This window comes from Providencia vermicola (assembly GCF_010748935.1).
Classification (GTDB): domain Bacteria; phylum Pseudomonadota; class Gammaproteobacteria; order Enterobacterales; family Enterobacteriaceae; genus Providencia; species Providencia zhejiangensis.
Genome location: NZ_CP048796.1, coordinates 1,807,116 through 1,833,724, shown reverse-complemented (window position 1 = coordinate 1,833,724; position 26,609 = coordinate 1,807,116). Strand labels below are relative to the sequence as shown.

The 26,609-nt window shown below is 39.5% G+C and carries 24 protein-coding genes; 7 read left to right on the top strand and 17 right to left on the bottom strand.

What is annotated here, in order from left to right; translation table 11 throughout:
- Positions 1–17: 17 nt before the first annotated feature.
- The 3 genes from G3341_RS08110 to G3341_RS08100 all read right to left on the bottom strand — a co-directional run bounded on the left by G3341_RS08110 (position 18) and on the right by G3341_RS08100 (position 2,845).
- Positions 18–692 carry a NuoB/complex I 20 kDa subunit family protein gene (locus tag G3341_RS08110; RefSeq protein ID WP_154622104.1) on the bottom strand — a complete coding sequence of 225 codons (675 nt, stop codon included), beginning with the start codon at positions 690–692 and terminating at the stop codon, positions 18–20.
- A gap of 18 nt (positions 693–710) precedes the next feature.
- The gene (locus G3341_RS08105; RefSeq protein WP_070929231.1) at positions 711–1,154 is read right to left on the bottom strand and encodes an NADH-quinone oxidoreductase subunit A; all 444 of its coding nucleotides are present in this window, start codon (positions 1,152–1,154) and stop codon (positions 711–713) included.
- A 761-nt stretch (positions 1,155–1,915) separates the two neighbouring features.
- Positions 1,916–2,845 carry a LysR family transcriptional regulator gene (locus tag G3341_RS08100; protein ID WP_154622114.1) on the bottom strand — a complete coding sequence of 310 codons (930 nt, stop codon included), beginning with the start codon at positions 2,843–2,845 and terminating at the stop codon, positions 1,916–1,918.
- Positions 2,846–3,616: 771 nt separating this feature from the next.
- Between G3341_RS08100 and G3341_RS08095 the strand changes: the two genes are divergently transcribed.
- Positions 3,617–4,831 (top strand): pyridoxal phosphate-dependent aminotransferase, encoded by a 1,215-nt coding sequence (locus G3341_RS08095; protein WP_154622103.1) that lies wholly within the window; start codon positions 3,617–3,619, stop codon positions 4,829–4,831.
- Positions 4,832–5,372: 541 nt separating this feature from the next.
- On the opposite strand, the gene G3341_RS08090 is transcribed toward G3341_RS08095, so the two are convergent.
- Entirely contained in the window at positions 5,373–5,747 is a 375-nt protein-coding gene (locus G3341_RS08090; protein WP_244316494.1) for a hypothetical protein, read from the bottom strand.
- A gap of 211 nt (positions 5,748–5,958) precedes the next feature.
- Here G3341_RS08090 and yfbR point away from each other — a divergent pair, with 211 nt between their 5' ends.
- On the top strand, positions 5,959–6,540 hold the full coding sequence (gene yfbR, locus G3341_RS08085; RefSeq protein ID WP_163861132.1) for a 5'-deoxynucleotidase: 582 nt from the start codon (positions 5,959–5,961) through the stop codon (positions 6,538–6,540).
- Positions 6,541–6,583: 43 nt separating this feature from the next.
- Here yfbR and G3341_RS20685 read toward each other — a convergent pair whose 3' ends face one another.
- From G3341_RS20685 to yfbV, 5 genes are all read right to left on the bottom strand, one after another.
- Positions 6,584–7,000 (bottom strand): hypothetical protein, encoded by a 417-nt coding sequence (locus G3341_RS20685; protein WP_195848629.1) that lies wholly within the window; start codon positions 6,998–7,000, stop codon positions 6,584–6,586.
- 143 nt (positions 7,001–7,143) lie between these two features.
- Positions 7,144–8,973: an SLC13 family permease gene (locus G3341_RS08075; RefSeq protein ID WP_154622731.1), complete on the bottom strand. Its 1,830-nt coding sequence runs from the start codon at positions 8,971–8,973 to the stop codon at positions 7,144–7,146.
- A gap of 87 nt (positions 8,974–9,060) precedes the next feature.
- The gene (locus G3341_RS08070; protein WP_163861130.1) at positions 9,061–9,735 is read right to left on the bottom strand and encodes a sugar phosphatase; all 675 of its coding nucleotides are present in this window, start codon (positions 9,733–9,735) and stop codon (positions 9,061–9,063) included.
- Between the two features lie 21 nt (positions 9,736–9,756).
- Entirely contained in the window at positions 9,757–10,251 is a 495-nt protein-coding gene (locus tag G3341_RS08065) for a YfbU family protein (RefSeq protein WP_154622734.1), read from the bottom strand.
- Between the two features lie 127 nt (positions 10,252–10,378).
- Positions 10,379–10,834, bottom strand: coding sequence for a terminus macrodomain insulation protein YfbV (yfbV, locus tag G3341_RS08060; protein ID WP_154622732.1), 456 nt, complete (start codon positions 10,832–10,834; stop codon positions 10,379–10,381).
- Between the two features lie 606 nt (positions 10,835–11,440).
- Here yfbV and ackA point away from each other — a divergent pair.
- The 3 genes from ackA to G3341_RS08045 all read left to right on the top strand — a co-directional run bounded on the left by ackA (position 11,441) and on the right by G3341_RS08045 (position 16,153).
- A complete protein-coding gene (ackA, locus tag G3341_RS08055) occupies positions 11,441–12,643 on the top strand; it encodes an acetate kinase (protein ID WP_163861128.1) in 1,203 nt (400 codons plus the stop codon).
- A gap of 83 nt (positions 12,644–12,726) precedes the next feature.
- Positions 12,727–14,871 carry a phosphate acetyltransferase gene (gene pta / locus G3341_RS08050; protein WP_163861126.1) on the top strand — a complete coding sequence of 715 codons (2,145 nt, stop codon included), beginning with the start codon at positions 12,727–12,729 and terminating at the stop codon, positions 14,869–14,871.
- 181 nt (positions 14,872–15,052) lie between these two features.
- Complete coding sequence (locus tag G3341_RS08045) at positions 15,053–16,153, top strand: hypothetical protein (protein ID WP_163861124.1); 1,101 nt, start codon at positions 15,053–15,055, stop codon at positions 16,151–16,153.
- Between the two features lie 169 nt (positions 16,154–16,322).
- On the opposite strand, the gene G3341_RS08040 is transcribed toward G3341_RS08045, so the two are convergent.
- The 4 genes from G3341_RS08040 to yfcD all read right to left on the bottom strand — a co-directional run bounded on the left by G3341_RS08040 (position 16,323) and on the right by yfcD (position 19,983).
- Positions 16,323–17,777 carry a sodium:solute symporter family protein gene (locus G3341_RS08040; protein WP_154622642.1) on the bottom strand — a complete coding sequence of 485 codons (1,455 nt, stop codon included), beginning with the start codon at positions 17,775–17,777 and terminating at the stop codon, positions 16,323–16,325.
- Positions 17,774–17,971, bottom strand: a complete 198-nt coding sequence (locus tag G3341_RS08035) for a DUF3311 domain-containing protein (RefSeq protein WP_154622643.1) — start codon at positions 17,969–17,971, stop codon at positions 17,774–17,776. Before G3341_RS08035 ends, G3341_RS08040 begins: the two co-directional genes overlap by 4 nt.
- An 18-nt stretch (positions 17,972–17,989) precedes the next feature.
- On the bottom strand, positions 17,990–19,225 hold the full coding sequence (locus G3341_RS08030; protein WP_154622644.1) for a M24 family metallopeptidase: 1,236 nt from the start codon (positions 19,223–19,225) through the stop codon (positions 17,990–17,992).
- 215 nt (positions 19,226–19,440) lie between these two features.
- Entirely contained in the window at positions 19,441–19,983 is a 543-nt protein-coding gene (gene yfcD, locus G3341_RS08025) for an NUDIX hydrolase YfcD (protein WP_163861122.1), read from the bottom strand.
- A gap of 297 nt (positions 19,984–20,280) precedes the next feature.
- Here yfcD and G3341_RS08020 point away from each other — a divergent pair, with 297 nt between their 5' ends.
- Both G3341_RS08020 and G3341_RS08015 read left to right on the top strand, forming a co-directional pair.
- Positions 20,281–21,183 carry a TIGR01777 family oxidoreductase gene (locus G3341_RS08020; protein WP_163861120.1) on the top strand — a complete coding sequence of 301 codons (903 nt, stop codon included), beginning with the start codon at positions 20,281–20,283 and terminating at the stop codon, positions 21,181–21,183.
- 275 nt (positions 21,184–21,458) lie between these two features.
- The gene (locus G3341_RS08015) at positions 21,459–22,193 is read left to right on the top strand and encodes a methyltransferase family protein (RefSeq protein WP_163861118.1); all 735 of its coding nucleotides are present in this window, start codon (positions 21,459–21,461) and stop codon (positions 22,191–22,193) included.
- Between the two features lie 112 nt (positions 22,194–22,305).
- Here G3341_RS08015 and G3341_RS08010 read toward each other — a convergent pair whose 3' ends face one another.
- The 4 genes from G3341_RS08010 to cvpA form a co-directional block, all read right to left on the bottom strand.
- Positions 22,306–22,878, bottom strand: coding sequence for a UbiX family flavin prenyltransferase (locus G3341_RS08010; RefSeq protein WP_154623566.1), 573 nt, complete (start codon positions 22,876–22,878; stop codon positions 22,306–22,308).
- A 73-nt stretch (positions 22,879–22,951) separates the two neighbouring features.
- A complete protein-coding gene (locus G3341_RS08005) occupies positions 22,952–23,776 on the bottom strand; it encodes a YwqG family protein (protein ID WP_163861116.1) in 825 nt (274 codons plus the stop codon).
- A gap of 762 nt (positions 23,777–24,538) precedes the next feature.
- Positions 24,539–26,056 (bottom strand): amidophosphoribosyltransferase, encoded by a 1,518-nt coding sequence (gene purF / locus G3341_RS08000; protein WP_154635736.1) that lies wholly within the window; start codon positions 26,054–26,056, stop codon positions 24,539–24,541.
- A gap of 14 nt (positions 26,057–26,070) precedes the next feature.
- Complete coding sequence (cvpA, locus tag G3341_RS07995; RefSeq protein WP_154624027.1) at positions 26,071–26,574, bottom strand: colicin V production protein; 504 nt, start codon at positions 26,572–26,574, stop codon at positions 26,071–26,073.
- Positions 26,575–26,609: the final 35 nt, after the last annotated feature.

Genomic DNA, 26,609 nt, shown 5'->3' with positions numbered 1-26,609 from the left:
CTGTATGGCTTTAAGCCTTAAATTTCGTCTGGGGTACGCAGGTTAGTCACTGCAATACGTTCACCGTGCTTTCTTTCTCTTTCTGATTGCATATTGGCACGATAAACCCCTTGGTCACCCACAACCCACGAAAGCGGACGACGCTCTTTCCCGATAGATTCTTGTAATAGAAGTAATGCTTGCATATAAGCTTCAGGACGTGGTGGGCAGCCTGGAATGTAGACATCCACAGGGATAAACTTATCTACTCCCTGAACAACGGAATAAATGTCATACATACCACCAGAGTTAGCGCATGCCCCCATGGAGATAACCCATTTTGGTTCCAACATCTGATCATAAAGACGTTGGATTACCGGAGCCATTTTAGTAAAGCAGGTTCCTGCAACGACCATAAAGTCGGCTTGACGAGGTGAAGCACGGAGTACTTCTGCCCCAAAGCGGGCTACGTCATGAACTGCTGTGAACGACGTTACCATTTCAACATAGCAACATGAGAGACCAAAGTTATATGGCCAAAGAGAATTTTTACGTCCCCAGTTAACGACATCATGTAGCGCATGAGAAAGTTTTCCCATGTAAACACTGTTTTTAACTTGCTGCTCAAGTGGATCTGTTACAATTTCTTGAGTTTGCAGGGGGTAACGGTCGTTCTCACCGTTCGGATCTATGCGGGTGAGCGTATAATCCATTGTATAATGCCTCGCTTTTTACTGCGGATGACGATTGCTGATTTTAATAACTTCACTAGGACCTTTTACTGCGCGACGTGAACGGACAGGAGTCCAATCCAATGCACCGACGCGAATCAAGTAAAACAGTCCCGCCAACAATACCAGAATGAAGATTGCTGCCTCGATAAAGCCCAACCAACCTACTTCACGGACTGCGACAGCCCAAGCAAAGAGGAACATAGCTTCAACATCGAAAACAACGAAGAACATGGCAACCAGATAGAATTTGGCTGACATACGAAGACGGGCACTACCTACTGAATCGATACCTGATTCATAAGGTACATGTTTTGTTCTGGCTTTGGCACGGCTGCCGAGAAAATGACCAGCAACCAACATAAACGAACAAAGGGCGATGGCGCCGACAAAGAATATCGCAAAGGCCCAGTTGTGGGCTAACGCTAGGATAGATTCAGACATACTCGTTGCTTACTCATTACACATGGTGCGTAATCTGCTCTTATCAACATCACGGCAGTATTGCACCATAATTGCCCAGTTAACCGAGAAGAAAGACCAAAAATCATCACCAAACATAAAAATCAGCCTGAAGACTGCGTTTGGTTTGTCCTCTCTCTGACTATTTACTTTGCTTAAATTAAGCAAAATAACCCGTAATTGTTACAATCCACCAACCAGTAAAAAACAAGATTGCAACAAAAAGTACTCAAAAGCAGCTAAAACGTGTCAGTGTGATAATACACCTAGTAAACACAATGACTAGTCTAACTGATTATTCGCTTTTACTACACTATTATCTCAGGAAAAACCTGTCTTACTAGATGAAAACTTGCTCTTTTTTTTTGATCTAGCGCACATTTTTATTGAAAATATGCGCATACTGTTTACAGAATATTCAAATTTAGGCTAAGTCATATTAACGATTTTTTATTCACTAAATCAAGTAACTGCCTGACCCAGCAGCGCTATTTTATCAATTCAGCAAAATATGATTGTTAACAACATAACAATTTCGTAACTAAAAAACGAAATTCATGTTCTGCCATCTACATCACAATTATTTCACGTTACATGCTTTTTAACCATACTTATTAAGTGGTTAATACGTTCTTTTTTTATTCTTTTTTGGCTTTTTGGGCCTAAAAAAAACCGCGAATTTTTCGCGGCTTTTCTCTTGAGTACATATTAATCATTTAATAATCATCAATAATGATTAATGCTTAAAATGCCCCTTCATTTTCATTTACAACGGCTTCATCATTCATGGGTGCAACAGCATAAGGAATTTTCTTGTTCTCAATTGCACTAAACACCGTGAGGACAAAATCCTTTTGCTCATCCGCATTTTTGTATAACCAATACTGAATGTCGGGTAAGCGAGGTAAACCGTCAGCTTCACCAAGAATACGCAAATCCGCATTTTGCATTTCCATCGGACGTGCTGTGACCCCTACTTCCGCATTGACTGCTGCTCTCACGGCTGGCAGCGATGCGGCTTCATAAGCGACATGCCATGCAAGACCCGCATCATCCAAAGCATCGGTGCTCAATTTGCGGAATGGATTCGTCTCATCCATCACCACCAGGGGAATAGGTTCATTTGTTCTTAATTGGAAATCAGGTGCACTGTGCCATAACACAGGAACTGTTCTGAGCGCTGTTTTCGGATGGTGACTAATACGTGCCGTTGTCAACGCCAAATCGATTTCATGGCTATCTAGCATGGACTCAATAAAGTGTGCACGCTTGATTCGGACTTCTACCGCAAGGCGAGGGAAAATAGATGCGATACGGTTAAGTAAGAATGGAAGTAAGATATCAACAGTGTCATCGGATGCACCGATTCTCAGCTCACCTTCTGCATCGTTATAAGTCAATGATGCTGTTGCATCATCATTAGCTCGTAAGATCTGTCTTGCGTAACCTAGCAATTGTAAACCATGAGCCGTTAATAACTTATTCCTACCGTGACGAGCAAATAATTCACGGCCAACTAATTGTTCTAAACGTTGCATTTGCTGACTAACAGCAGACTGAGTTCGACATACCGCAGCGGCTGCCGCGGCGAATGTATTCAGATCGGCAACTGCGACAAATGTCCTCAGTAAATCCAGATCAAGGTTCATTATTGGACGATTGGAATTTATCATCATGAATTCTCTTATATAATTTTATGATACCTGGTGTTCCTGCTCTCCTCCCTGAGATCAGATTATTTAATAACTTAAATAACTTGTTTAATGCTTATCAATCCTTAGACTCGCATTTATTGCACTTTATCTTAATAGGCACCTCCAAAAACGAAAGCACCACCAAATGACAAAAAAAGCTTTTTAAACAGTCGATTTAATTGAAATCACAAATACAACCTTCTTTTTTTGCCATCCTCTAAATAGTAACATATTTAATGTAATTGCAATTATTTTAATGTAAACGCCTTTATACACATACACCCAACTTGATAAAAACATCCTTATTTCAATGCATTAAGATAAATTCTTTCATTTTTATTCATTATTCTCTCACTAGAATAATCAATATTGCTAACAAAAAGAGCTTATTTTCGTTAAAAAACCGCGGAAATCTATGAATTTTTATTTCTATACATCCAATTTCGTCATCAATCTTACAATTTGATACAATGTTTTTATGATTTGCCTTTATCTGTACATTATTTATATTTTTTCCTCCAAAACAGCCCCAATTGTTAATATTAAATTCCAAATTAACCGATACAATTGAATGTAAAACCCAAACTAAGTTATATCTTTAGATATCAACAATTGGATTACAACATAAACCAACCTTTTACACCAAAAATTATCTACTATCTTCAAAAGCTTCCGAGGTAGGAGTAGAGTAGATGCTAAGCCGGAGTTCCCCCTACTTATGTCTTCCCAAATAGGGTAATGAGAGAAAGAATGAATAATGTAAAGAAATCCAATAAGCTTGATAATGTCTGCTACGACATACGCGGGCCTGTATTAAAAGAAGCAAAACGTTTAGAAGAAGAAGGTAATAAAGTTCTCAAGCTTAATATTGGTAATCCGGCACCATTTGGTTTTGAAGCTCCTGATGAAATTTTGGTAGATGTGCTACGTAATCTCCCTAGCTCACAGGGTTATTGTGATTCAAAAGGATTATATTCTGCGCGTAAAGCGATTGTTCAGCATTATCAAGCACGCGATATTCGTGAAATGACTGTTGAAGATGTCTATATCGGTAACGGTGTTTCTGAATTAATCGTGCAAGCAATGCAAGCGTTACTCAATAATGGCGATGAAATGCTGGTTCCAGCACCTGATTACCCTCTTTGGACAGCTGCGGTTTCCCTGTCTGGCGGTAATGCCGTACATTACATGTGTGATGAGCAACAAGGGTGGATGCCTGATATTGACGATATTCGTAAAAAAATCAGCCCTCGTACTCGGGGTATCGTGATTATCAACCCAAATAACCCGACAGGCGCGGTCTACAGCAAAGAGCTTCTACTGGAAATTGTTGAGATTGCTCGCCAGAACAACCTTATTATTTTCGCCGATGAAATTTACGACAAAATTCTTTACGATAATGCCGTTCATCACTCTATTGCCGCATTAGCTCCAGATTTACTTACTGTCACTTTTAACGGTTTATCAAAAACCTATCGTGTAGCCGGTTTCCGACAAGGCTGGATGGTCTTAAACGGACCAAAACAACAAGCTAAAAGCTATATCGAAGGACTTGAAATGTTAGCATCTATGCGTTTGTGCGCTAACGTTCCAATGCAGCATGCTATTCAAACCGCTTTGGGAGGCTATCAGAGTATTAGTGAATTTATTCAACCTGGTGGTCGTCTATATGAGCAAAGAGAGCGCGCATGGCAGCTAATTAATCAGATACCTGGGGTCTCTTGTGTCAAACCACAGGGGGCACTTTATATGTTCCCTAAAATTGATATTAAACGCTTTAATATCCATGATGACCAAAAAATGATCCTTGATCTGTTACTACAAGAAAAAGTTCTTTTGGTACAAGGAACGGCATTTAATTGGCCTGAGCCAGACCACTTTAGGATCGTCACCTTACCTTATGCAGATGATCTTGAAATGGCGATTAATAAATTTGGCCGTTTTATCGAGAATTATCGTCAGTAATGGACAGTGACTGTGCAACTTCCTCTTGTGAGGGAGTTGCCATTTTTATGGCAAATAGCACGATAAGCAAATGCAATAGTGGATAATAAATAACAAGCTCTCACTCACTATCAAAGCAAATAAGAGCCCCGTCTCATCAAATAATGTTGAGTAACAATCTAAAATCATCTCATCATGATTGTACTATCTTTCTCATTGGTATTCTTTAAAAGACAATACACATAAATTGATTGTTGATGACTAATCGTTAGATAATGGAAATAAAATAAACAGCAGCTAAGAAAAACAGCAATAATATAATTGGAAAGTATTTCATGATGTCCCCTACTATTATTTATTAAGAATGTTTATGCTGATTATAGATTTTTATCACCGCAGATCAAACAATAATTAAAAACAAATATACAGGCAATTAAAGAGCATCCATAATAGAAGCTCTATAAATGATGTTTTTAATTTATTATGAACCCAACATTCGCTATCTTTTTTAGATTGGTATCACACCATTGATTTATTTTTATAACAATTTAAATTAACATCATTAAACTTTTAATAATTTAGTTTTACATCCACTAGAGTGAGAAAATGCAACATACATTGTTCTTGCATCACCATTAATACCGATAATAACTTCCGGATCATCTTCTTCTGTTATCGTACAATAGAAGTTATTTTTTGTTATAAACTTCTCTCCTCTCTCTGTAATAATTTCTAATCGCCAATAATTTAGCTGACCATCATATTCAAATGAACCTGCTTTTTTGATAATACTCCCATGTTCAACATGATACAGTGTCATATCTGTTGGCTTACCATTATCCGTCGTGTGATATAATCTCACATATTTTAATTTTTCATGCCAAAAATTTTCAAATGTGATAAACCCCAAATTCCAGCCTAATTCAACCCCCATCATTTACCTCCATTAATTTAACAACAATGAATTGACTCCGTGAGATTAAACAGTGTCACGTTTAAACAATAATAAAATAAATGAATGATGATATTCGTAAAGCATTTTAATTATTAATTAGATTTGATTTTCATCTTATTAAGCTTTAATAAACCAATATCTATTTTAAATAAACTATATTATAATTCCCTTTTTACCTGTTTAATGAGGTTATATGAGCTACTTCTTTGCCCACCTTGCACGAATGAAACTCATCCATCGTTGGCCACTCATGCGTAACGTACGCACTGAAAACGTCTCAGAGCACAGTTTACAGGTAGCGATGGTCGCTCACGCACTGGGCATCATCAAAAACCGTAAGTTTGGTGGTCATGTCAATGCTGAGCGCATCGCCTTGTTAGCCATGTATCATGACGCAAGTGAAGTGATTACGGGCGATCTCCCAACGCCGATTAAATATCACAATTCACAAATTGCCCATGAATATAAAAAAATCGAGCAATTTGCTCAGCAAAAGCTATTAGATATGTTACCTGAAGAATTACAGGAAGATTTTAAACCGCTGCTTATCGAAGAATTACAATCAAATGAAGAACATAGTATAGTAAAACAAGCAGACTCACTCTGTGCTTACTTGAAATGTCTAGAAGAATTATCCGCTGGAAATAGTGAATTTAAATTAGCCAAAAAGCGTCTTGAAAAAATTCTTGCGCAAAGAAAAAGCCCTGAAATGGATTATTTCATCGACATTTTTGTTCCGGGATTCAAACTTTCACTGGATGAAATTAGTCATTAACTTTCTAAGCTGGAATGCGTCTTACCATTCCAGTTTTGTTTGTTTAATCCGCTTCATTTAAGGCCGTTGAACAATTCGATGAACTCGGAAAATCCAAATACAGTCTTCTCGACTCACCGTTAACGCCCAATATCACTTTTCCATGGTCACTTTCTCTAATAGAACAATAGAAATTAGTTTTTGTTTTATATACTTTGCCACTTTTAGTCTTAATTTTGACATACCAATAATCATAAGAATTATCTATTCCTATTTCATATAAAAAATAAAAAACATTCTTTAATATTGTTTTATCGGGTATATCATGATAAACCTTCTCAGTTAATAGTCGGCTATTATTATAAATAGCATGGCTTTCTACATGATGCCGTATGACTACTTCACTTAATTCCTCTCCCCAAAAATTTTCAAAATCCGCTTCCCCATAATAGGTATTTCGTCTATGTGCGCTATTTCTCATTCTCCCCTCCGTAGAATCGCTATTTATTTTCAATAGAGAATATCGCCTTCTCCGGTGATGAGAAAATCTTTAAGGTGTTAAACATTAAGTTTTTTCATTAATATAAGAAACTAGCAGCCCTCGTTAAGAGGGCTTCATTATTATTAGAAAGGAAAAAGAATAGGCACAATCAATACACTGATTATCATTACCACTATCGTGAAAGGAACACCTATTTTAACGAAATCGCCGAATTTATAACCTCCTGGGCCAAGTACTAATGTGTTGACTGGTGAGGAAACAGGCGTCATAAATGCAGCAGAAGCCGCAATACCGACAATCATGGCAAAGGGTAAAGGAGAGACTTCCATTTGACGAGCTGCCGCGATAGCGATAGGCGCCATTAAAACAGCGGTCGCGGTATTTGAAATAAACAAACCTATAGAGGCACAAAGTATAAATAAACACAGTAACATCACATGTGGTCCCAAATTACCGGCTATTTCCATCAATGCATCTACTGCTAAGGCGATCCCTCCAGTTTTTTGTAATGCTAGCGCAAATGGCATCATCCCGACAATCAGTATGATACTTGGCCAGTGAATCGATTTATAAGCACTTTCCATATCGATACAACGAAATTTTCCCATCAATAAACAAGCAATTAATGCGGCAATAAAGTTGGGAATTTCATTAGTGACCATCATGGCAACCATTAAGGCCAAACAAAATAAAGCATGCGGTGCTTGTGACGAAGCAGGAGCGACGGCTTCAACCTCTGCGGCCAGATTCAATACAATAAAATTACGAGGTTTGGTTGATAAAATACGAATTAATTTCCAATCCCCAATGACTAATAAGATATCACCAAGGCGTAAAGGCTCATCAACAAGCTTACCATCCATCGCTTTACCATCACGACGAATCCCCACCACATTGAGGCCATAGCGAGTACGAAACTTAATATCGCGTAAGCTTTTACCCAATAATTCAGAGTCAGGGTTCATAGAAACTTCAGCCATACCAACATCACGGGACTGATCTGAAAAGTAATCACCACGTAATATCATTGGTTCTAATTTCTGCTCAAAACAAAATTGACGTAGTTCATCGTCACTCACAGAAATGTCCACCAGCAATACATCTTGCTCTCTAAGTTCTGTGCCACCAGTTGCACTCACCATAACACGGCGGAATTTACGCCAACGCTCAATCCCAACGACGTTAGCTTCATAGCGAGAACGCAAATGTAGTTCATCGAGAGAATGTCCGATCAAGGGGGAACCTTTACGAATAGCCAGACGACGCGCCCTACCCGTTAATTTATAATCACGAATCAAATCACGGAAACTACGTTGGTAACGCTCAGGAAGTTTGTCTGGTTCACTGCTACCTAACCAACGGCGCGCAACCCACATATACGCGATACCGGCCAGTAAAATCACCAAACCAATCGGTGTAATTGAAAAGAATTGAAAGCCTTTGATACCTTCTCTGACCAACTCACTGTTAACCACCATATTCGGTGGTGTTGCGACCAACGTCATCATACCGCTGATCAGGCCGGCAAAGCCTAAAGGCATCATTAATCGACTTGGAGAAATTTTCATTCGTGCTGCAACACTCAGCACGACAGGAATAAAGATAGCGACAACACCAGTAGAGCTCATAAAGGCACCAAGCCCAGCAACGGTGATCATTAAAAAAACTAACATCTTGCTTTCGCTGCTACCAGCCACTCGTACTAGCCAATCCCCCATTTGATAGGCGATACCGGTTCGTACTAAGCCATCACCAATAACAAATAAAGCCGCTATCAATAATACGTTAGGGTCCGCAAAACCCGCGGTCGCTTGCTCTAAAGTCAAAGTATCACTTAGAACAAAGGCCACTATAACGAGTAATGCCACCACATCCATCCGAATTTTGTTTGTGGTGAACAGTACAATTGCGATCAACAGGAGGGTTAACACCCACAACAATTCTCCGTTCAAAATATCCCCTTTTGACGAAAAAAATAGTGTTAGTCATTTTCCTTAGTTAATCATGTTTTACGGGGAAATTCCTTGATTAATTCACTGTTAAACATTTTTTGACACTAATAGTGTAAAAACACCATTTTTGTCTGAGTGAGTTACCGAAACTTGCGTTAATGAACTGATTATCGCATGAATTTGTTCTCTTCTTGGCATACTCTCTGGTGCATGGACCGCAACCACTTGACAACCGGCATCAAGAGCTGAATAAATCCCAGCTTGAGCATCTTCAAACGCAATACAGTCTTTTGGATCTAAATTTAAGGCTTTCGCCCCTAATAAAAAAGGTTCAGGGTCTGGTTTACCTTTAGACACTTTTTCAAACGTAACCCAGTGTTTAGGTTCTGGTAATCCTGCGGCCTGTTGACGACCATGGGCAATCGGTACGGTTCCCGATGTCACAATGGCCCAAGGTACCGCTAACTCATCTAATCGCTGAAGTAATGCCACAGCACCAGATAGGGCTATAACACCTTCAGTATCCGAGGCTTCCATCTCTTCTAACCAGCGAAAACGCGCTTTAATTTCATCTTCGCTGGCTTCAGGCATAAAGTGTCGTAAACTCGTTAAAGCAGGCTTTCCATGGATAAAATGAATAATTTCATCACGACTTACGCCTATCTCTTCACCAAATAAACACCAGCAACGCTCTACAACGGCTAATGAATCGACTAAGGTACCATCGAGATCAAATAAAAAACCTTTTGCTTTTAACTCCACTTTTACCCCTTAAACAACACATTATGCATTGATAATTTGACTAATTTCGACTGCCGATAAGTGGTATTGACGAGGACATGCACGCCAGATTCCCAACATTCGCACATATTTATCCCACATAGGCGTTTGCGAGTTGAAACCATGAGTTCCACTATCGAAATGCGTGTAACGACCTTCAGTGTTCACCATAAAACGAACATAACTCAAATAACGCGCTTCTGTCGCAGCATCAAAGCCTAAGAATTGTACACGACGAGGGTCAACGCCTTGAGCGTCGCTCATATTACCATATGACACCTGCAATGCGTGATACATCTCCATAATATCAATTACCGTGCGGCAAGTACTTTCACTTAACTCACCAAAGTCTCTATCAAGCTCACGCATTTGTAAGCCAAAGCCACGCTCAATAATCGTTTGTAAACGGCGATAACGATCCGCGTTTTCAGGATCAAGCATAGTCATCATTTTATATTGATTGGATAGAATTAAGCGTTGTGCATTGGTCATTTCCATCATGATTCTCCTCGGAAAATGTTTAACTTATCTTCGCATTCAATATTCATGATGGACAGTGAAAACATCACTTTTATTGATCTAGACAACCTTTTTTCATTACTTGTTGTTAAATCGAGCTTTTCACTTAAACGTCATCCATGAATGACTTGTCTAATTGCTTAAATGCTCGCTTTAATAATTGCGCTAACGCCAAGTAATCAGGCTGCTGTTCGATAGGGGCTATTGCGATACCTGCTTGAGTAAATTTCTCACGAATTTCATGAAACCAATTCAATAAACTGGCAGGAAGCGGCGTTGATGCTCTCTTACCTAACCACCACAATCCTTGCATAGGTAAACTACAAGCAAATAAGGCTGTCGCCACTGCTGGCCCGAGTTCCCCCCCTAAGGCTATTTGCCAAGTTAAGGTAAATATCGCAATTGGCGGCATAAAGCGGATGCCAAAACGTGTCGCTTTGATCATACGCAGTTCAGGAAAAACGGGAGATAATTTTTTCTCCATAGGAAATGTTTTTAGGTACAGGTTCCCCAACCTAAAGCGTTTAAAAAAACCTGGCGGTGAGTTTTGCAATGTACTCATAATGACCTTCCTGCAACTAACAAATCTATATCACGAAATAACAAGTCTTGTTACCTACCTTACGCTATTTTATCAATAATGCCTATGTATACACACTAAGAGATAATTTTGAATTATTTAAGCATAAACATGACCATTTTCGGCGAAATCAGCTATTCTGATTGATAGGTAAATTTGCATAAAATGCGTATTTTTCACGATGCTTATGATTTTAATCAATCAAAGCGGTTATTTCTAAAAAAAACGTACAAAATATAAAATATTTTTAGTAGAATTGCCGCGTTTAGCATTGCTGGAGAATTTTTGTAGCTAATATTTGGCTTTTATTCATCGACAGCTTTGATATAGATTGGGGTTTTTGCGTATTATTTCAACACCTGGCGTTAAGTTAACTCAAGAAAACTTAGCACCATAACAACATCGCCTTTTAACCCCTTAATTAGACATCGATATCTTTATGTATTCATCATTATCATGATATCAATCATGAAATATCAGGTGTTAAATGCGCTAGGCTCTACTAGCTGCTCATAATTTTTTACAAAGTCTTTTTATGCAGTCTGCTAATTAAAGGCTTCACAACAACAATTAACGATAGGTATTTCCATGTCAAGTAAGCTGGTACTGGTTCTAAACTGCGGTAGCTCCTCACTGAAATTCGCCATCATCGATCCAACTAATGGCGATGAATATTTATCTGGATTAGCTGAGTGCTTTAATTTGCCGGAAGCCCGTATTAAATGGAAAATGGATGGCGCTAAGCATGAAGCGGAATTAGGTGCAGGTGCTGCACACAGTGAAGCGCTAAATTTCATTGTTAACACGATTCTTGCAGCAAAACCTGAATTGTCTGCTCAAATTTCATCTATTGGCCATCGTATTGTTCACGGCGGCGAAAAATTCACTTCTTCTGTGTTAATTACTGATGAAGTTGTTGAAGGTATTAAAGCAGCCATTCCATTTGCACCTTTGCATAACCCAGCTCACTTGATTGGTATCGAGGAAGCGAAAAAGGCATTCCCTGAATTAGTGAATAAAAACGTCGCGGTTTTCGATACGGCGTTCCACCAAACAATGCCTGAAGAAGCTTACCTCTATGCACTACCCTATGAATTATATGAAGAGCATAGCATCCGTCGTTATGGCGCTCACGGCACGAGTCACTACTATGTGTCACGTGAAGCGGCTAAAAAACTCAACAAACCTGTTGAAGAACTTAACGTTATCACTTGCCATTTAGGTAATGGCGGTTCAGTCACTGCGATTGTTAATGGTCAATGTGTTGATACTTCTATGGGGCTAACACCATTAGAAGGCTTAGTTATGGGAACGCGTAGCGGTGATATCGATCCTGCTATCATTTTCCATCTGCATGACTCATTAGGCATGAGTGTCGATCAAATTAACAAAATGCTGACTAAAGAGTCTGGCCTTTTGGGCTTAACGGGGGTCACCAGCGATTGCCGTTATGTTGAAGATAACTACGAAACTAAAGCAGACGCAAAACGTGCAATGGATGTTTTCTGTCACCGCCTAGCGAAATATGTCGGTGCTTATAGCGCACTGATGGAAGGTCGCCTTGATGCAATTATCTTTACTGGTGGCATCGGTGAAAACTCAGCACAAGTACGTGAATTAACACTGAAAAAATTAGCGCTACTTGGATTCGAGTATGATCATGAACGTAACTTAGCAGCACGCTTCGGTAAAGAAGGCTTAATCACCACTGATAACAGCCGACCAGCTCTGGTTATTCCAACCAACGAAGAGCTCGTAATTGCCCAAGATTCTGCTCGTTTAACAGCTTAAGATCCCATACCGCCAGCCTAACCCGCTGGCGGTACTACTTTATAATACTGTTGTTTATTAGAGTAACCGATAAAGAGGTTCCCGTGTCTCGTACAATTATGTTAATTCCTACCGGCACTAGCGTTGGTTTGACTAGCGTCAGCTTAGGTGTCGTTCGTTCAATGGAACAAAAAGGTGTCCAGTTGAGCGTGTTTAAACCTATCGCTCAGCCACGCATTTCTGGTAACAAAGATCAAACCACTGAAGTTTTACGCTCTCATTCCAGTCTTACTACCATCGTCGAACCATTAAAAATGGAATATGTTGAGTCATTATTGACCTCTTCAAAAAAAGACATTCTGATGGAAGAGATTGTTGCGCGTTATCATGAGCAAACTAAAAATGCTGAAGTGGTCTTAATTGAAGGTTTAGTGCCGACCCGCAAACACTCTTTTGCACAATCACTAAACTATGAAATTGCGAAAACACTGGGAGCTGAAATTGTATTTGTCACAGCGCCAGGTAATAGCAATATTACTCAGATGAAAGAGCGTCTTGAGTTAGTACGTAACGAATTTGGTGGTCAACGCAATAAAAACATTATTGGTGTGATTGTCAATAAAGTGAATGCCCCTGTCGATGAACAAGGCCGTACTCGCCCTGACCTTTCTGAAATCTTTGATGATTCAACGAAAGCAACTGTCGCGAATATCACGCCTAAAGATTTAGAGTGCTTAACCCTACCGGTTTTGGCTTCTATTCCTTGGAACTTTGACCTGATTGCGACTCGTGCCATCGATATGGCAAAACATTTGAATGCTGAAGTTGTTAACGAAGGTGAGATTACAACTCGTCGAGTGAAATCAGTCACTTTCTGTGCCCGTAGTATTCCTCATATGCTTGAGCATTTCCGCCCAGGCTCACTGCTCGTTACCTCAGCAGATCGCCCAGATGTTCTCGTATCAGCGTCTTTGGCTGCGATGAATGGCGTAGAAATTGGTGCGATCCTATTAACTGGTGGTTATCAAATCGACGAACCTATTCGTCAACTTTGTGAGCAAGCATTTGAAACTGGCTTACCGGTATTCATGGTCAAAAGCAACACCTGGCAGACGTCACTGAACCTACAAAGCTTCAGCTTAGAAGTCCCTGCCGATGACCATGAGCGTATCGAAAAAATTCAAAACTACGTCGCTCGCCACATTAGCAGCGAATGGATTGAGTCTCTGGTCGCTGATTCTGAGCGCCCTAACCGCCTGTCTCCGCCTGCATTCCGCTATCAATTAACTGAGCTTGCACGTAAAGCAGGTAAACGTATCGTTCTACCTGAAGGTGATGAACCACGTACTGTTAAAGCGGCTTCTATCTGTGCTGAACGCGGTATCGCAACTTGTGTTCTGCTAGGTAACCCAGAAGATATTCGCCGTGTAGCGGCTGCTCAAGGTATTGAATTAGGTACAGGTATTGAGATTGTTGATCCTGTTAAAGTTCGTGAAAATTACGTTGCTCGTTTGGTTGAACTACGTAAGAACAAAGGGATGACTGAAGTTGTTGCTCGTGAGCAACTCGAAGATAACGTTGTATTGGGCACACTGATGCTAGAAAAAGGCGAAGTTGATGGCCTTGTTTCTGGTGCAGTCCACACCACAGCGAATACTATCCGTCCACCGCTACAGCTGATCAAAACAGCACCTGGTAGCTCATTAGTCTCATCGGTATTCTTTATGCTGTTACCTGAGCAAGTCTTTGTTTATGGTGACTGTGCGATTAACCCAGACCCAACCGCAGAACAGCTGTCTGAGATTGCTATCCAGTCAGCGGATTCAGCCAAAGCATTTGGTATCGAACCACGCGTTGCGATGATCTCTTACTCAACCGGTAATTCAGGTGCGGGTAGTGATGTTGAGAAAGTGCGTGAAGCAACACGTTTAGCACAAGAAAAACGTCCTGATTTAATGATCGACGGTCCATTACAATATGACGCCGCTGTAATGGCTGATGTGGCTAAATCAAAAGCACCAAATTCGCCTGTTGCAGGTAAAGCAACGGTGTTCATCTTCCCAGATCTGAACACCGGTAATACCACCTATAAAGCTGTTCAGCGTTCAGCTGACCTTGTTTCTATTGGTCCAATGCTGCAAGGTATGCGTAAACCAGTTAACGATCTGTCTCGCGGTGCGCTGGTGGATGATATTGTTTATACCGTTGCACTGACTGCTATCCAAGCCGTACAAAATGAAAACGCTTAATATCAAATAGTCTTTTTATTTTAATACGCAAGTCAGCCAAATAACATTGGCTGACTTTTTTATTGGCCAAAATCTGCATTCTGTTTAAGCGCCCTTCTTATAACTGCTGAAAATTGCAAGACTAATTACTATAAATAACAATAATAAAGGCACTTAAGACATTAATAACATGGAGATTGATATGTTAGGTGCTACCGCATACCCAATAAAATTTGATCAAGCTAATATTATCGATTATTACAAAGATACGCATAAAAATATTTTCACTAGAAAAATAGTGGGAGTTAATAACGTGAATAGCTTCAAAAAAGGCATATGTTACGGATTAACGAATGCATTTTTATATTATGCTCATGCAGGACAAGAAGAAACGTACATCACAGAAACCTATAAAGCCTATAAAAATATCACGCAGAAAAACCCACTTAATTACTTAAGGCCGTCCTATTACAAATCGTTAAAAAAACATAGCAAAGCGGTATTAAACCAAAATTTCAATAAAGCTTACAATATTCAGAAGCACTACCAAATAGCTTATTTTATCAATAATATTATCTCTGAATTCAACAGGTCAAGAAAACACTCACATGAGAGTGTTCATGAGTACATCAATAGATTATTTAAGATCAATATATCGTCAGTTAAGGAAGATGAAGCAGAGGCATATTTTGAACTATATGAGTTCACTAATAAACTTTATCAAGATACTCTTAACCCTACTGATGATAAAGTAGATAATAATAAATATTATCAGTTAGTTAAGAATGTCCAAGACTTTTGTTTCAATGAGAGAAATGAGATAGATACCGGTTTGTTTTTTATGTTTTTTTCTTTAATAAAGAATTATTACCTAGACCTTACAAAAAATAGATTCATGCAAGCTGAAAACCTTAATAGCATAAATTACGATTCAATTGAACTTATTGATGATAATATAAAATTCACCTCAAAAAGTTTAAAAAAACACATTGACCACTGTCTGGAAAATAAAAAAAATATTATTGGAAATATGAGTAGTAATACCCACTCTATGGGAATAGTCGTTAAATACAACAATGGCAATCCCCTCTTTGAATTTTTTGAACCTAATGAAGGTCTCTTCAAAACCACGAATAAACAGCACTTTTTTAAGTTTTTAGATAAGTTTTTTCATAATAAATCTTATTCATTTATGACATTAGATGGGGAGAATGCCGTCAGTTTATCCAGCTCATTAGTGGCAGATAAAACATTCGATGATATTCAAGCGCCTAGAGTAGAAAAAAGCTTGATAGCCAATTAATGGCAAATGCCCCGTGAAGAACGCTATGTTAAAAAATAAGAAACAGCTTAACCAGTGAGTGCTAAGCGTAACCTTGTCATCGCGATTTAAATAAAAAACCGTTTCCAATACGTTTGAGAATATAACATTAGCGATAGAGCAAACATGTTTGCTCTATCGATTCTAACCTTTAAGCGGCTTTGTGTTTTTTACCCACGGCTAACGATACAATAGTGGCAACAATAATGTTCAATATAAAGGCAGCAATACCGATATTCATAAATTCAAACCCTTTCCCTAACCAAGGAAACAGTTGTGATAATGAAATATGCTCAATATAGGTTACTGCAAGGAAAATAACACCCGCGATGATTCCCGCAATAGCGCCTACCGCCGTCATTGGGTTATTTTTCCTAAAGCTCATCAATAATGCAGGGAAGAATTGCGCAACTATATTAACCCCTAACAGCATGATAGCCACTAAGGTGTCATTACTGTGGAAAATAAAATACAAGCTAACTAATGCAACCAACGGTACCATAAACCGTGCATAAATACCTGATTGACGTTTTTCTTCACTCACATTCAATGCTTTTTGTACAACACCTGCTAACATATTTGATGTCGTCAACAATAACATTGAACCTGGCACTAAGGCAGTTAACATACCTGCTGCCCCAATAAAGCCAACAATAATAGGTGAGAATGTCGATTTAGAGATCTCGAATAAAGACAAATCAACCATTGAACCATCAAGGTGCGGTATTTGTAATATCGCTGCATAACCGACAAAAAAAGCGAATAGCATGATCAGACTGTATGCCGGAATTAAAATACTATTACGTTTTAATGATTTTTCATCTTTAGCGGTAAATACAGCGGCCATATAGTGCGGCCAACAAAAATAAGCCACCACAGATAAGAAGATCGTTGAAATATACCACGGGATATTGAGGCCTTCATCTGAGAAAGTCAGAAAACCGGGGCTTGCTGTATCAATTGCACGAAACATATCACCAAAGCTACCGTAGTAATGCAATGGGATATAAATACCAATAAATAGTACAACAATTAAAATCATCAAATCTTTTAAGGCTGATGTCCATGCTGAACCATGAATTCCCGATATCATCACAAATAATGTCACAGCGATGATCCCGATCCAAATCGCCATATCTGCCGGAATTGCGCCATAAGAGGCTTGAGAAACAATAATGCCAAGCCCTTTAAGCTGTAATACAAAAAGAGGAACCATTGCGGCAATGGAAATTAAGCTAATCAATAATGCTAGGCCTTGGCTCTGATATTTAGCCCCAAAGAAATCAGAGATAGTTCGAACATCATTTTGTTTCGCAAAACGCCATACACGCGGGTGAACCCAATATAAAAATATTCCCATAAAAGCATTCACAGCTAAGGTATATAATATTGCAGGTCCTTTACCGTATGCCCAACCACTCCCACCTAAAAAGGTGAAAGTGGTGTAAATCTCTCCAGCGCTGAGTAAAAAGACTAATAAAGCGCCATAACTACGCCCACCTACAGACCACCCCTCGTGATCCATAGTCTTGCCTTTTTTCGCCCTTAAGGCCAAATAAATACTCAATAGGAAAAACAGCGTAATAACAATTAATGCTGAGCTCATTGTTTTTCCTTAGTGTCTTTTGCATCCAACACATTAATTAGCAACATAATTAATGCGCTAATAACCACCCAAATGACTATCCAAAACATTAAAAAAGGCAGTCCCATCACAAAAGGCTCAACCCGATTGGCATAATAAATACCAACGGTCAGCGCTAATAATGGGAAAATAACCAAAAAGTGATACCATTTCATGAATAGATTCCTTATTGATTAGCCGCGCGAAATTAAATCACGAGATAAATGGCTAAACATTTCAACACCATCATCGGTAATCAGTAGCATATCTTCAATCATAATGCCGCCAATACCTATTCCGTAGTATGGCGTTTCAAGGCTCATCACCATTCCACTTTGGAATACATCCGTCGTTGCTGCGCTCACAAAGGGAGCTTCCTCTAAACCAACAAACACCCCATCACCGTGCCCCAAATGACCACGATTATAGTGTGGCAATCCGGAGCAACGAATGAGAGCCATCGTTTCATTAAAGACATCACTTAGCCGGACACCCGGTGCAACGCGACTTAGCATGTACTCATGGCCTTTATGTATGGTTTGATAAATTTCTTGAACCTTCTCATTGGCTTGACCAACCACGAATGTTCTAGCGATATCCGCACCATAGCCCGCAACATCGACGCCACAATCAAACTTAATTAAGTCACCCTCTTTAGCGGGTATATTTTCAGGCAACATCTTAGGAGAGAAATCACTGCCGACAGAAATTAAGTTAAATCGACTATAATTAGTTTCTGGAAATTCCATCACTTTGGCTTTAAAAGCGGCCGTTAATTCCGCTGAGGTACACCCCACTTTAATAAGCTCACTAGCAGCTTGAATGCCTGCTTCTGTAATCTGTGCACTTTTTCTTAAATGTGAGATTTCCCATTCGCTCTTAATCACGCGTAATTCATTAAATAGTGGAGCTGAATCGACTAGATTTAACCCTGGGATCACTTTATCCAACCAGACTTTACCCATGTGAGTAATTTGGTTTAGTTCAATCGCTACAGGTTTTCCATAAACACCCGCTTCCGCTAATGCATCTTTCAAAAGAGTGAAGATAGTTTCGATTGGGCTGTTTATTGGTCTTTGTTTAATGACTTTTCCATTATCGGGATTATAGGGGTCATCGACATCGACCCATATTGGAAATGTATGCATTTGTGCATTTGGCATTTCCAGCTGTAAATTAGCCGCTTCAAACTCATTCATGATCACAAGCGATTTAATCGATGGGTCGCGAAAAATAACGGCGATAGCGGACCCCGTCTGCCTAAAGGTATACATAAAGAAGCTTGCAAAACCTGTTAGGTGATAAAAGTTATCGCTTACTGTCGCAACGAGCGCTTCAATCCCCTCTCGTTCCATAATTTTGCGGGCATTATTCGTTACATTCTCTAGGTGTTGTTGTTTTAAAGAAGATACATCTTTATGAAATGTCATTATTTATTCTCTCGGGTGATGTTCCAAGATGAGTACCAAGAATTTATCTGCGGGAAGGTACAACCCTGCGGGTGCATAAATATAGCAATTAAAACCCTTATTAGTTATAACTAATTATTATAATATAGTATAAGTAAACCTATAAAGCGGAATAGTATGAAGGCGAACCAAGGAAAGGATTAAAAGGTTATCCTTTCCATTTAGTCTATATGTCACTATGACTGATCAGAACATGAAATAGCTTTATCAAACTCATTATTACGTGTTAGCCATAATGACAACGCTTTTAACGAGTCAGGCGTAAATTCATCGCAACGAGCACTAATTTCATCAGGTGTTAACCAACTGACTTCTGCAACTTCCGACTCTTGCAGTGCAAATGGCCCATGGCTAACACAGCTAAATAAACCACCCCATATACGGCAGTTTTCCCCTTCATAATAAAATAAGCCATGCTCAGCAAAAGGAACACCTGCAATCCCGAGTTCTTCTTCCGCTTCACGTTTAGCAGAATCAAGAATATTTTCACCTTGAGTGACAACACCACCGGCAGTGGCATCTAAATAGTCTGGATAGAAATCTTTTATACTGGTACGTCGTTGTACCAAAATTCTGCCCATTCCATCGTGGACAACAATATAAGTAGCACGGTGACGCAAGTTTTCTGCTCGCATCTGCCTACGTGTAGCTTGGGCGATCACTTCATTGTTTTCATCAACAATATCAACCCACTCAACCACCTCGGTTTGTTCATCCATCCTTAAAACCTTTTTATCAATCTGTTAACACAGTTTTTATGCCATAGAATTATTGCTGAAATCGGTCAAGCGAACAGCCTGTTACAAGGTATTCTTTTCGCGATCAGCTTGCAAGCCATAGCAAGCAAATTTGAGTATGACAATCACAACTTGGCGGTTTTAATCGTCGGTTATTTCTCTATACAACCACCTATTTTAAGAAAATAAAACACAGTCTCAGCAAAATCGCTGAGTTGCTGCTATAGTTAGCTCAAATGAGCCTTATTTAACTCATCCAACTTTTCACAGGAGGCGATTATGCGGATACTGATTACTGGTGGTACAGGACTGATAGGTACCCCTTTGGTTCAACGGCTTGTCGCGCGTTCAGACGAGGTGACTGTATTAAGTCGTTCTCCGCAAAAAGTCTATAGCCATTTTTGCAAGGCTGTCGAGTGTTGGACTTCATTGCAAGATAAAACGAATCTGAATGAATTCGATGCTGTTATTAACTTAGCAGGGGAACCTATTGCGGAAAAACGCTGGAGTGAGGAACAGAAAAAGCTATTATGCGATAGCCGATGGAAAATCACACAGCGTTTAACAGAATTAATCGCTGCAAGCGATACACCCCCCCATACTTTTTTATCGGGATCCGCTGTTGGTTATTATGGCGACCAAGGCCAAGTCGTTGTCGATGAATCAGAGCAACCACATGATGAGTTCACTCATTATTTATGTCAGCATTGGGAAGCACTGGCACAAAACGCACAATCGGATTCCACCCGTGTTTGCCTGCTGCGTACCGGTATTGTCCTTTCACTAAAAGGTGGCGCGCTTGCGAAAGTGCTCCCTATATTCAAGATGGGTGCTGGCGGGCCAATTGGCCATGGTAAACAATTTATGCCATGGATTCATATCAATGATATGGTAAATGCTATCTGTTTCTTACTTGATAATAAAACATTATCAGGACCATTTAATATGACCGCCCCCTACCCTGTGCACAATGACCAATTTGCGGCAATCTTAGGTGAGGTCATTAATCGTCCTGCTTTTGTCCGCACTCCCGCATTCGCGATTAAAGCCATTCTCGGTGAAGCTGCTGCACTCGTTCTAGGTGGCCAACAAGCAATCCCTAAACGCTTAGAAGAGGCGGGTTTTCAGTTTGAATATATTGAATTAAAAATTGCTTTAGAAGACCTATTTAAAAACCAATAAATGAAAGAGCCATAACTGAGTTTATGGCTTAGTTTATTTTCTCATGTTATGACAACATGTTATTTTGCCAAGCTTTCACTGGCTTTTCTTCTTATTATCTTACGCCGTAGGATTAAACAAGTCTAAAATCGCATAAAAACAATAAATAAATAAAACAATCACCTTATTAATTAATCATTGTGATTATCAGCCATATACCTTTTATTTTTTTAATATTCGTCTATATATATTTTTGAACATTGAACTATTACCTAACTACACGGGTGGTAATTGATATGAAAAGATTACTTATTTTAATTTACAGTGTTGTCAGCTATCTCTTATTTTTAATTGGCATTGGCTTTTTATTTCTATTGTTAACGAATATTGGCATTCATAATATGATGAGTAATGACAGTATATCAGGTATTATGCCTTGGTTAATAAATATTGGTTTAATGATATTATTTGCTTTATCGCACTCCATACCCGCCAGATTAAAATTCAAACAACGTTACCCTTGCTCACCTGCCATTGAACGTAATACTTATGTGTTTGTTTCGGGTGTCGTTCTGATTTTGTTAGCCATATATTGGCAGCCTCTTCCAGGAAAATTATGGCAGTTACCTAGTCATAGCATGGGCGCAATCCTATTAAATATTATCGGAGGCCTAGGCTGGATAATCTGTATTGCTTCAACCTTTATGGTCAGTCATACTGATTTATATGGCTTACGCCAATCATGGTTACAATGGAAAAATAAAGCATATACCCACATCCCATTTCAAATGAGAGGGTTTTATAAATTAACACGCCATCCTATGATGACTGGCTTTTTAATCGCCTTTTGGTTCACGCCAGATATGACGAGTGGACGATTACTATTTAATATCGGCATGACGATTTATATTTTTTGGGGTATTTATCTAGAAGAAATTGATTTAAAAGAAACCTTAGGTAAGGAATATCACGAATATCTAAAAAAAGTCCCCAAAATCATTCCCAAATTATCGAAAAATCACTATAAATAAACTTGAACAATATGAATTTAATGATGCTATAAATAAGCCTATCACTAGCATCATCGCTCAACATGATAATGAAGCTTATTGATGAAATATCAACCTCAATAAGCTTTAGTGATTATTTTGCGCCTTGCCAACGGGTAAAGAGCTCTTGTTCTAATTCAATATCAAATTGATCAAGAATGCGATTAACCGTTTGGTCTACAATATCAAGAATCGTTTGCGGTTGATGATAAAAAGCGGGCATTGGAGGCATGATCACCGCCCCCATTTCAGCAGCTTGAACCAGTAGTCGTAAATGCCCTAAATGTAACGGCGTTTCACGAACGCCTAATACTAACTTTTTACCTTCTTTTAATACGACATCGGCAGCTCGTGTCACTAGCGTATCAGTATAGCTATGAACAATACCTGAAAGTGTTTTCATGGTACATGGCATAATCACCATACCTGCTGTACGAAAAGAGCCCGATGAAATCGCCGCGGCAATATCGCGGCTATCATAATTATGGTCAGCCAGTTGTTGAACCTCTTTGACTGTATAGCGAGTTTCTAGTGATAATGTTTGGCGGGCAGCAGCACTCATCACTAAATGTGTTTCCACATTTTTAACAGGTTTTAGCACCTCTAATAGCCTAACGCCATAAATTGCACCACTTGCCCCTGTCAATCCAATGATTAGCTTCTTCATCCTGCTCCCCGTACGATTCATGTTTATCCATGCTAATAGTAGCAATTATCGCAACGAAAAGCCTCTAAATCTATCAACCACAATCCCAGTTATATACCACTTTACTGAAATCTTTATTTTTTAAATCATCCGGATGGATAAAGAAGTTACCGACACCGATATCTCCCCACAGAATGCCGGTCTCATAATCACTGTCTATTTGCAGTAATAGGACATAATCTTGAATTTCTTCACGATATTCCCTTGGGTCGGTTTGAGTAAAAAATGGGTAACCCCCAAGGCGATGGCCGTTAGCGCCAAAGTATTCATTATATGGCTCTAACCATTCATCGTAAAAATCTTCACCTGCAAACTGCTCTTCATAATCATATAGATTATCAACACCTAACACTTTGCGACCAAACTGAAAATCTTCCGAACTTATATATTGCGTAGATGGCGTAAATTCGATACTAAATTGCCCTTCAATCGGAGAGTAATACTCATCGTTATAAGCCGATTCAATTGCAGAAAAGTCTTGTTGCAGTTGTGAAGCGTCTTCAATGATATTTTCCCAATAGATAACGCGAAAATCTTTTTGAGCTTGTAGATCATCAAAGTCTGCACCATACAAGTCATCACCACCAATAAAAAACTGCAACAGCCCTGTTTTTGGGTAGTGTTCAAGTGGAGGTATTTGTGCAAAGTTGATTTGCGCTAACAGCTTTAGAGGAACGCCATGACTATCAACGGGAAAATCTGTGCCTACAGGCAAATAAGGTACTCCGCCGATACGACTTTCCCATAAAATGGGATTCTCGACTGACGTTAAAGACATATCCAATGTCGGCTTTTTTGTCGCGGTAATATTATCTAAAAAAGGTTTTAATACATCTGGTAAGGCGGTTAAATCCGTCATGAAGAGTTCCTTAAACACATAAGTAATTCGATTAAAATACCCCATCTCGCCAAAGCCTCCATCGGATATAACTGGAAATCTTAATCGTGATTAACTTATCGGTTGCAACAACACATTATTTTTCACGCGAACAACCATATTCAGCACTCCATCCTTCGGAAGCCAATGTGTTTTCTTTTGATTTAATATTCTGACTTTGACTGATCGGTTATTAATGTTTATAGCATTACAGCCCAGTGGTGCATCTGTTGAGTCCGCTATTTATCAAGGATGGCTCCCCATTATCGTCATATTCTTGAGCTGATTTAAGGGGCTTAATCATTGGTTTAAGTAGGTCCATCACTCATTGCCATTATATTCCCTCCTCGACTTTATTAGAGGGAATGATTCTCGCTTCTGTAGCAGGCAATACGGGGAGTATTTATGTTTTTCTTGCACTGTGCCTCTACATACAGCTAGCCTCTTGACCTTTGAGCATCGCTTTCGCGTCAGGCCGTTCCCCTTAGGCAAGCCGTGTATCAATTCACCCTTGGAGGATCATTACCGACCCGTTGAAACAGAAGGCACAAGCTAAATGGTGTTCAGCAGATTTCTCGCTGGCATTTATGAATGAGAACATGGCACTGCCTTTGTTTATTCATGTTGTTTACTGAGTTATTTAAACACGGGTAATACCACTGACCAAATGTTGACACTATGATTTTTCTCATAAAAAAACCAGCCATAATACAATCGGCTGGTTTCTTATTAACCTAGAAATAATTAACCTTCGTTGTAAATTTCTAAATTTTCAATTTCGTTTTGATCTTTAATTTTTAACTCGTCATCTTTACGTAGATTCTCAAGATAATCTAAGTAGCTTTGATCGATATCTTTTGTGACATAAATACCATCAAACACTGAACATTCAAATTCATTGATTTCCGGATTTTCTTCACGAACAGCAGCAATAAGGTCGCTAAGATCTTGGAAAATTAACCCATCAGCACCAATTAATTTACGGATCTCATCAACTTCACGACCATGAGCAATTAACTCATTTGCATTTGGCATATCAATACCATACACATTTGGGAAACGAACTTCTGGCGCCGCAGAGGCAAAATAAACATTTTTTGCACCTGCCTCACGTGCGAGTTCAACAATTTGCTCGGAAGTCGTACCACGAACGATTGAGTCATCAACTAATAATACGTTTTTATCACGAAATTCAGCACGATTTGCATTCAGTTTACGACGAACTGATTTACGGCGCTCTTGCTGACCTGGCATGATAAAAGTACGACCAACATAACGGTTTTTCACAAAACCTTGGCGGTATGGCTTATCTAGGATATGAGCGATTTCTAAGGCAATATCACAAGATGTTTCAGGAATTGGGATGACGACATCAATTTGCAAATCTTCCCACTCACGCGCAATTTTCGCGCCAAGCTTTTGCCCCATGCGTAACCTAGCATTATAAACCGATATTTTATCGATAAATGAATCTGGGCGAGCAAAGTAGACATACTCAAATAAGCAGGGGGTTAATTGAGGATTTTCTGCACATTGGCGCGTATACAATTGCCCTTGTTCTGTCACATAAACCGCTTCACCAGGTGCTACATCACGTAAGAATTCAAAGCCTAACGTATCAAGAGCAACACTTTCTGAAGCAACCATGTACTCTTGCGCGCCATTTTCTAATACGCGACGTCCTAAGACCAATGGGCGGATACCATAAGGGTCACGAAACGCTAGCATCCCATGGCCAATAATCAGTGCAACACAAGCGTATGCCCCACGTAATCTTTTATGCATCTCTGCAACCGCAGTGAAAACATTATCTGGCTCCAATGGAAAATGATCGAAGCGATCCAATTCATAAGCCAAGATATTCAATAGGATCTCAGAATCTGAGGTGGTGTTAACATGGCGACGAGCGGTTTCAAATAAACGGCGCGTAAGTTCATGCGCATTTGTCAGATTACCATTATGAGCAAGGGTGATACCAAAAGGCGAGTTCACATAGAAGGGCTGTGCTTCCGATGCGCTCGAGCTTCCTGCGGTTGGATAACGTACATGACCAATACCCATACAACCTTGTAGTCGAAGCATATGCCGCGTTTCAAAAACATCTTTTACGAGGCCATTCGCTTTACGTAAACGAATATTATTTTTGCCATCAATGGTAGCAATCCCTGCTGCATCTTGCCCACGGTGCTGTAACACCGTTAAAGCATCATAAATTGATTGGTTGACCGGTGTTACACCGGCGATACCGACAATACCGCACATTTAGTCTTTCCTCATCAGCCAGACGGAGAAATATTCTCCGGTAGGAAACTTGACGCATTTTGCAGGTAGTCAAAAAACCACCTGATTATATGACTGAACTGCGGAATAAGTTCTGAACGTTGCCAATCCTCACTTTGAGGTAAAGGTGTAAAAGTATCGAGAAAAAAGAGTAATGCCGATACAATCAATACCCCACGCAACGCCCCGAAGCAGATCCCCAGAACACGATCTGTACCCGATAAGCCAGTTTTTTGAACTAGAGAACTAATTACATAGTTAACTACTGCCCCGACAATTAATGTCGCAATAAACAAGGCAGCGATAGCGATGCCATTTCTCACGAGTACATCCTCAAAGCGTGTAAAATATTCCGCCAAATAAGGATAAAAAGTACTCGCAACAAAAAATGCACAGCCCCATGTAACCAGCGATAACGCCTCTCGAACAAACCCACGGATCAGGCTTACCAGTGCCGAGAAGCCAATGATGGCAATAATTGCGTAATCTAACCAGACCATATCTTATTCCAAAATTCGCACCCACGGCAGTGGCT

What these genes read in the sequence shown, in the direction of transcription:
- G3341_RS20685 (WP_195848629.1), bottom strand. Translation starts at nt 7,000, where the DNA reads ATGAGAAATAGCGCACATAGACGAAATACCTATTATGGGGAAGCGGAT.
- G3341_RS08040 (WP_154622642.1), bottom strand. Translation starts at nt 17,777, where the DNA reads ATGAGCTCAGCATTAATTGTTATTACGCTGTTTTTCCTATTGAGTATT.
- G3341_RS08045 (WP_163861124.1), top strand. Translation starts at nt 15,053, where the DNA reads ATGTTAGGTGCTACCGCATACCCAATAAAATTTGATCAAGCTAATATT.
- G3341_RS08110 (WP_154622104.1), bottom strand. Translation starts at nt 692, where the DNA reads ATGGATTATACGCTCACCCGCATAGATCCGAACGGTGAGAACGACCGT.
- purF (WP_154635736.1), bottom strand. Translation starts at nt 26,056, where the DNA reads ATGTGCGGTATTGTCGGTATCGCCGGTGTAACACCGGTCAACCAATCA.
- G3341_RS08005 (WP_163861116.1), bottom strand. Translation starts at nt 23,776, where the DNA reads ATGACGGATTTAACCGCCTTACCAGATGTATTAAAACCTTTTTTAGAT.
- G3341_RS08100 (WP_154622114.1), bottom strand. Translation starts at nt 2,845, where the DNA reads ATGATAAATTCCAATCGTCCAATAATGAACCTTGATCTGGATTTACTG.
- G3341_RS08035 (WP_154622643.1), bottom strand. Translation starts at nt 17,971, where the DNA reads ATGAAATGGTATCACTTTTTGGTTATTTTCCCATTATTAGCGCTGACC.
- cvpA (WP_154624027.1), bottom strand. Translation starts at nt 26,574, where the DNA reads ATGGTCTGGTTAGATTACGCAATTATTGCCATCATTGGCTTCTCGGCA.
- G3341_RS08015 (WP_163861118.1), top strand. Translation starts at nt 21,459, where the DNA reads ATGAAAAGATTACTTATTTTAATTTACAGTGTTGTCAGCTATCTCTTA.
- G3341_RS08095 (WP_154622103.1), top strand. Translation starts at nt 3,617, where the DNA reads ATGAATAATGTAAAGAAATCCAATAAGCTTGATAATGTCTGCTACGAC.
- ackA (WP_163861128.1), top strand. Translation starts at nt 11,441, where the DNA reads ATGTCAAGTAAGCTGGTACTGGTTCTAAACTGCGGTAGCTCCTCACTG.
- G3341_RS08030 (WP_154622644.1), bottom strand. Translation starts at nt 19,225, where the DNA reads ATGACATTTCATAAAGATGTATCTTCTTTAAAACAACAACACCTAGAG.
- yfcD (WP_163861122.1), bottom strand. Translation starts at nt 19,983, where the DNA reads ATGGATGAACAAACCGAGGTGGTTGAGTGGGTTGATATTGTTGATGAA.
- G3341_RS08090 (WP_244316494.1), bottom strand. Translation starts at nt 5,747, where the DNA reads ATGATGGGGGTTGAATTAGGCTGGAATTTGGGGTTTATCACATTTGAA.
- G3341_RS08020 (WP_163861120.1), top strand. Translation starts at nt 20,281, where the DNA reads ATGCGGATACTGATTACTGGTGGTACAGGACTGATAGGTACCCCTTTG.
- yfbV (WP_154622732.1), bottom strand. Translation starts at nt 10,834, where the DNA reads ATGAGTACATTGCAAAACTCACCGCCAGGTTTTTTTAAACGCTTTAGG.
- G3341_RS08105 (WP_070929231.1), bottom strand. Translation starts at nt 1,154, where the DNA reads ATGTCTGAATCTATCCTAGCGTTAGCCCACAACTGGGCCTTTGCGATA.
- G3341_RS08065 (WP_154622734.1), bottom strand. Translation starts at nt 10,251, where the DNA reads ATGGAAATGACCAATGCACAACGCTTAATTCTATCCAATCAATATAAA.
- G3341_RS08010 (WP_154623566.1), bottom strand. Translation starts at nt 22,878, where the DNA reads ATGAAGAAGCTAATCATTGGATTGACAGGGGCAAGTGGTGCAATTTAT.
- yfbR (WP_163861132.1), top strand. Translation starts at nt 5,959, where the DNA reads ATGAGCTACTTCTTTGCCCACCTTGCACGAATGAAACTCATCCATCGT.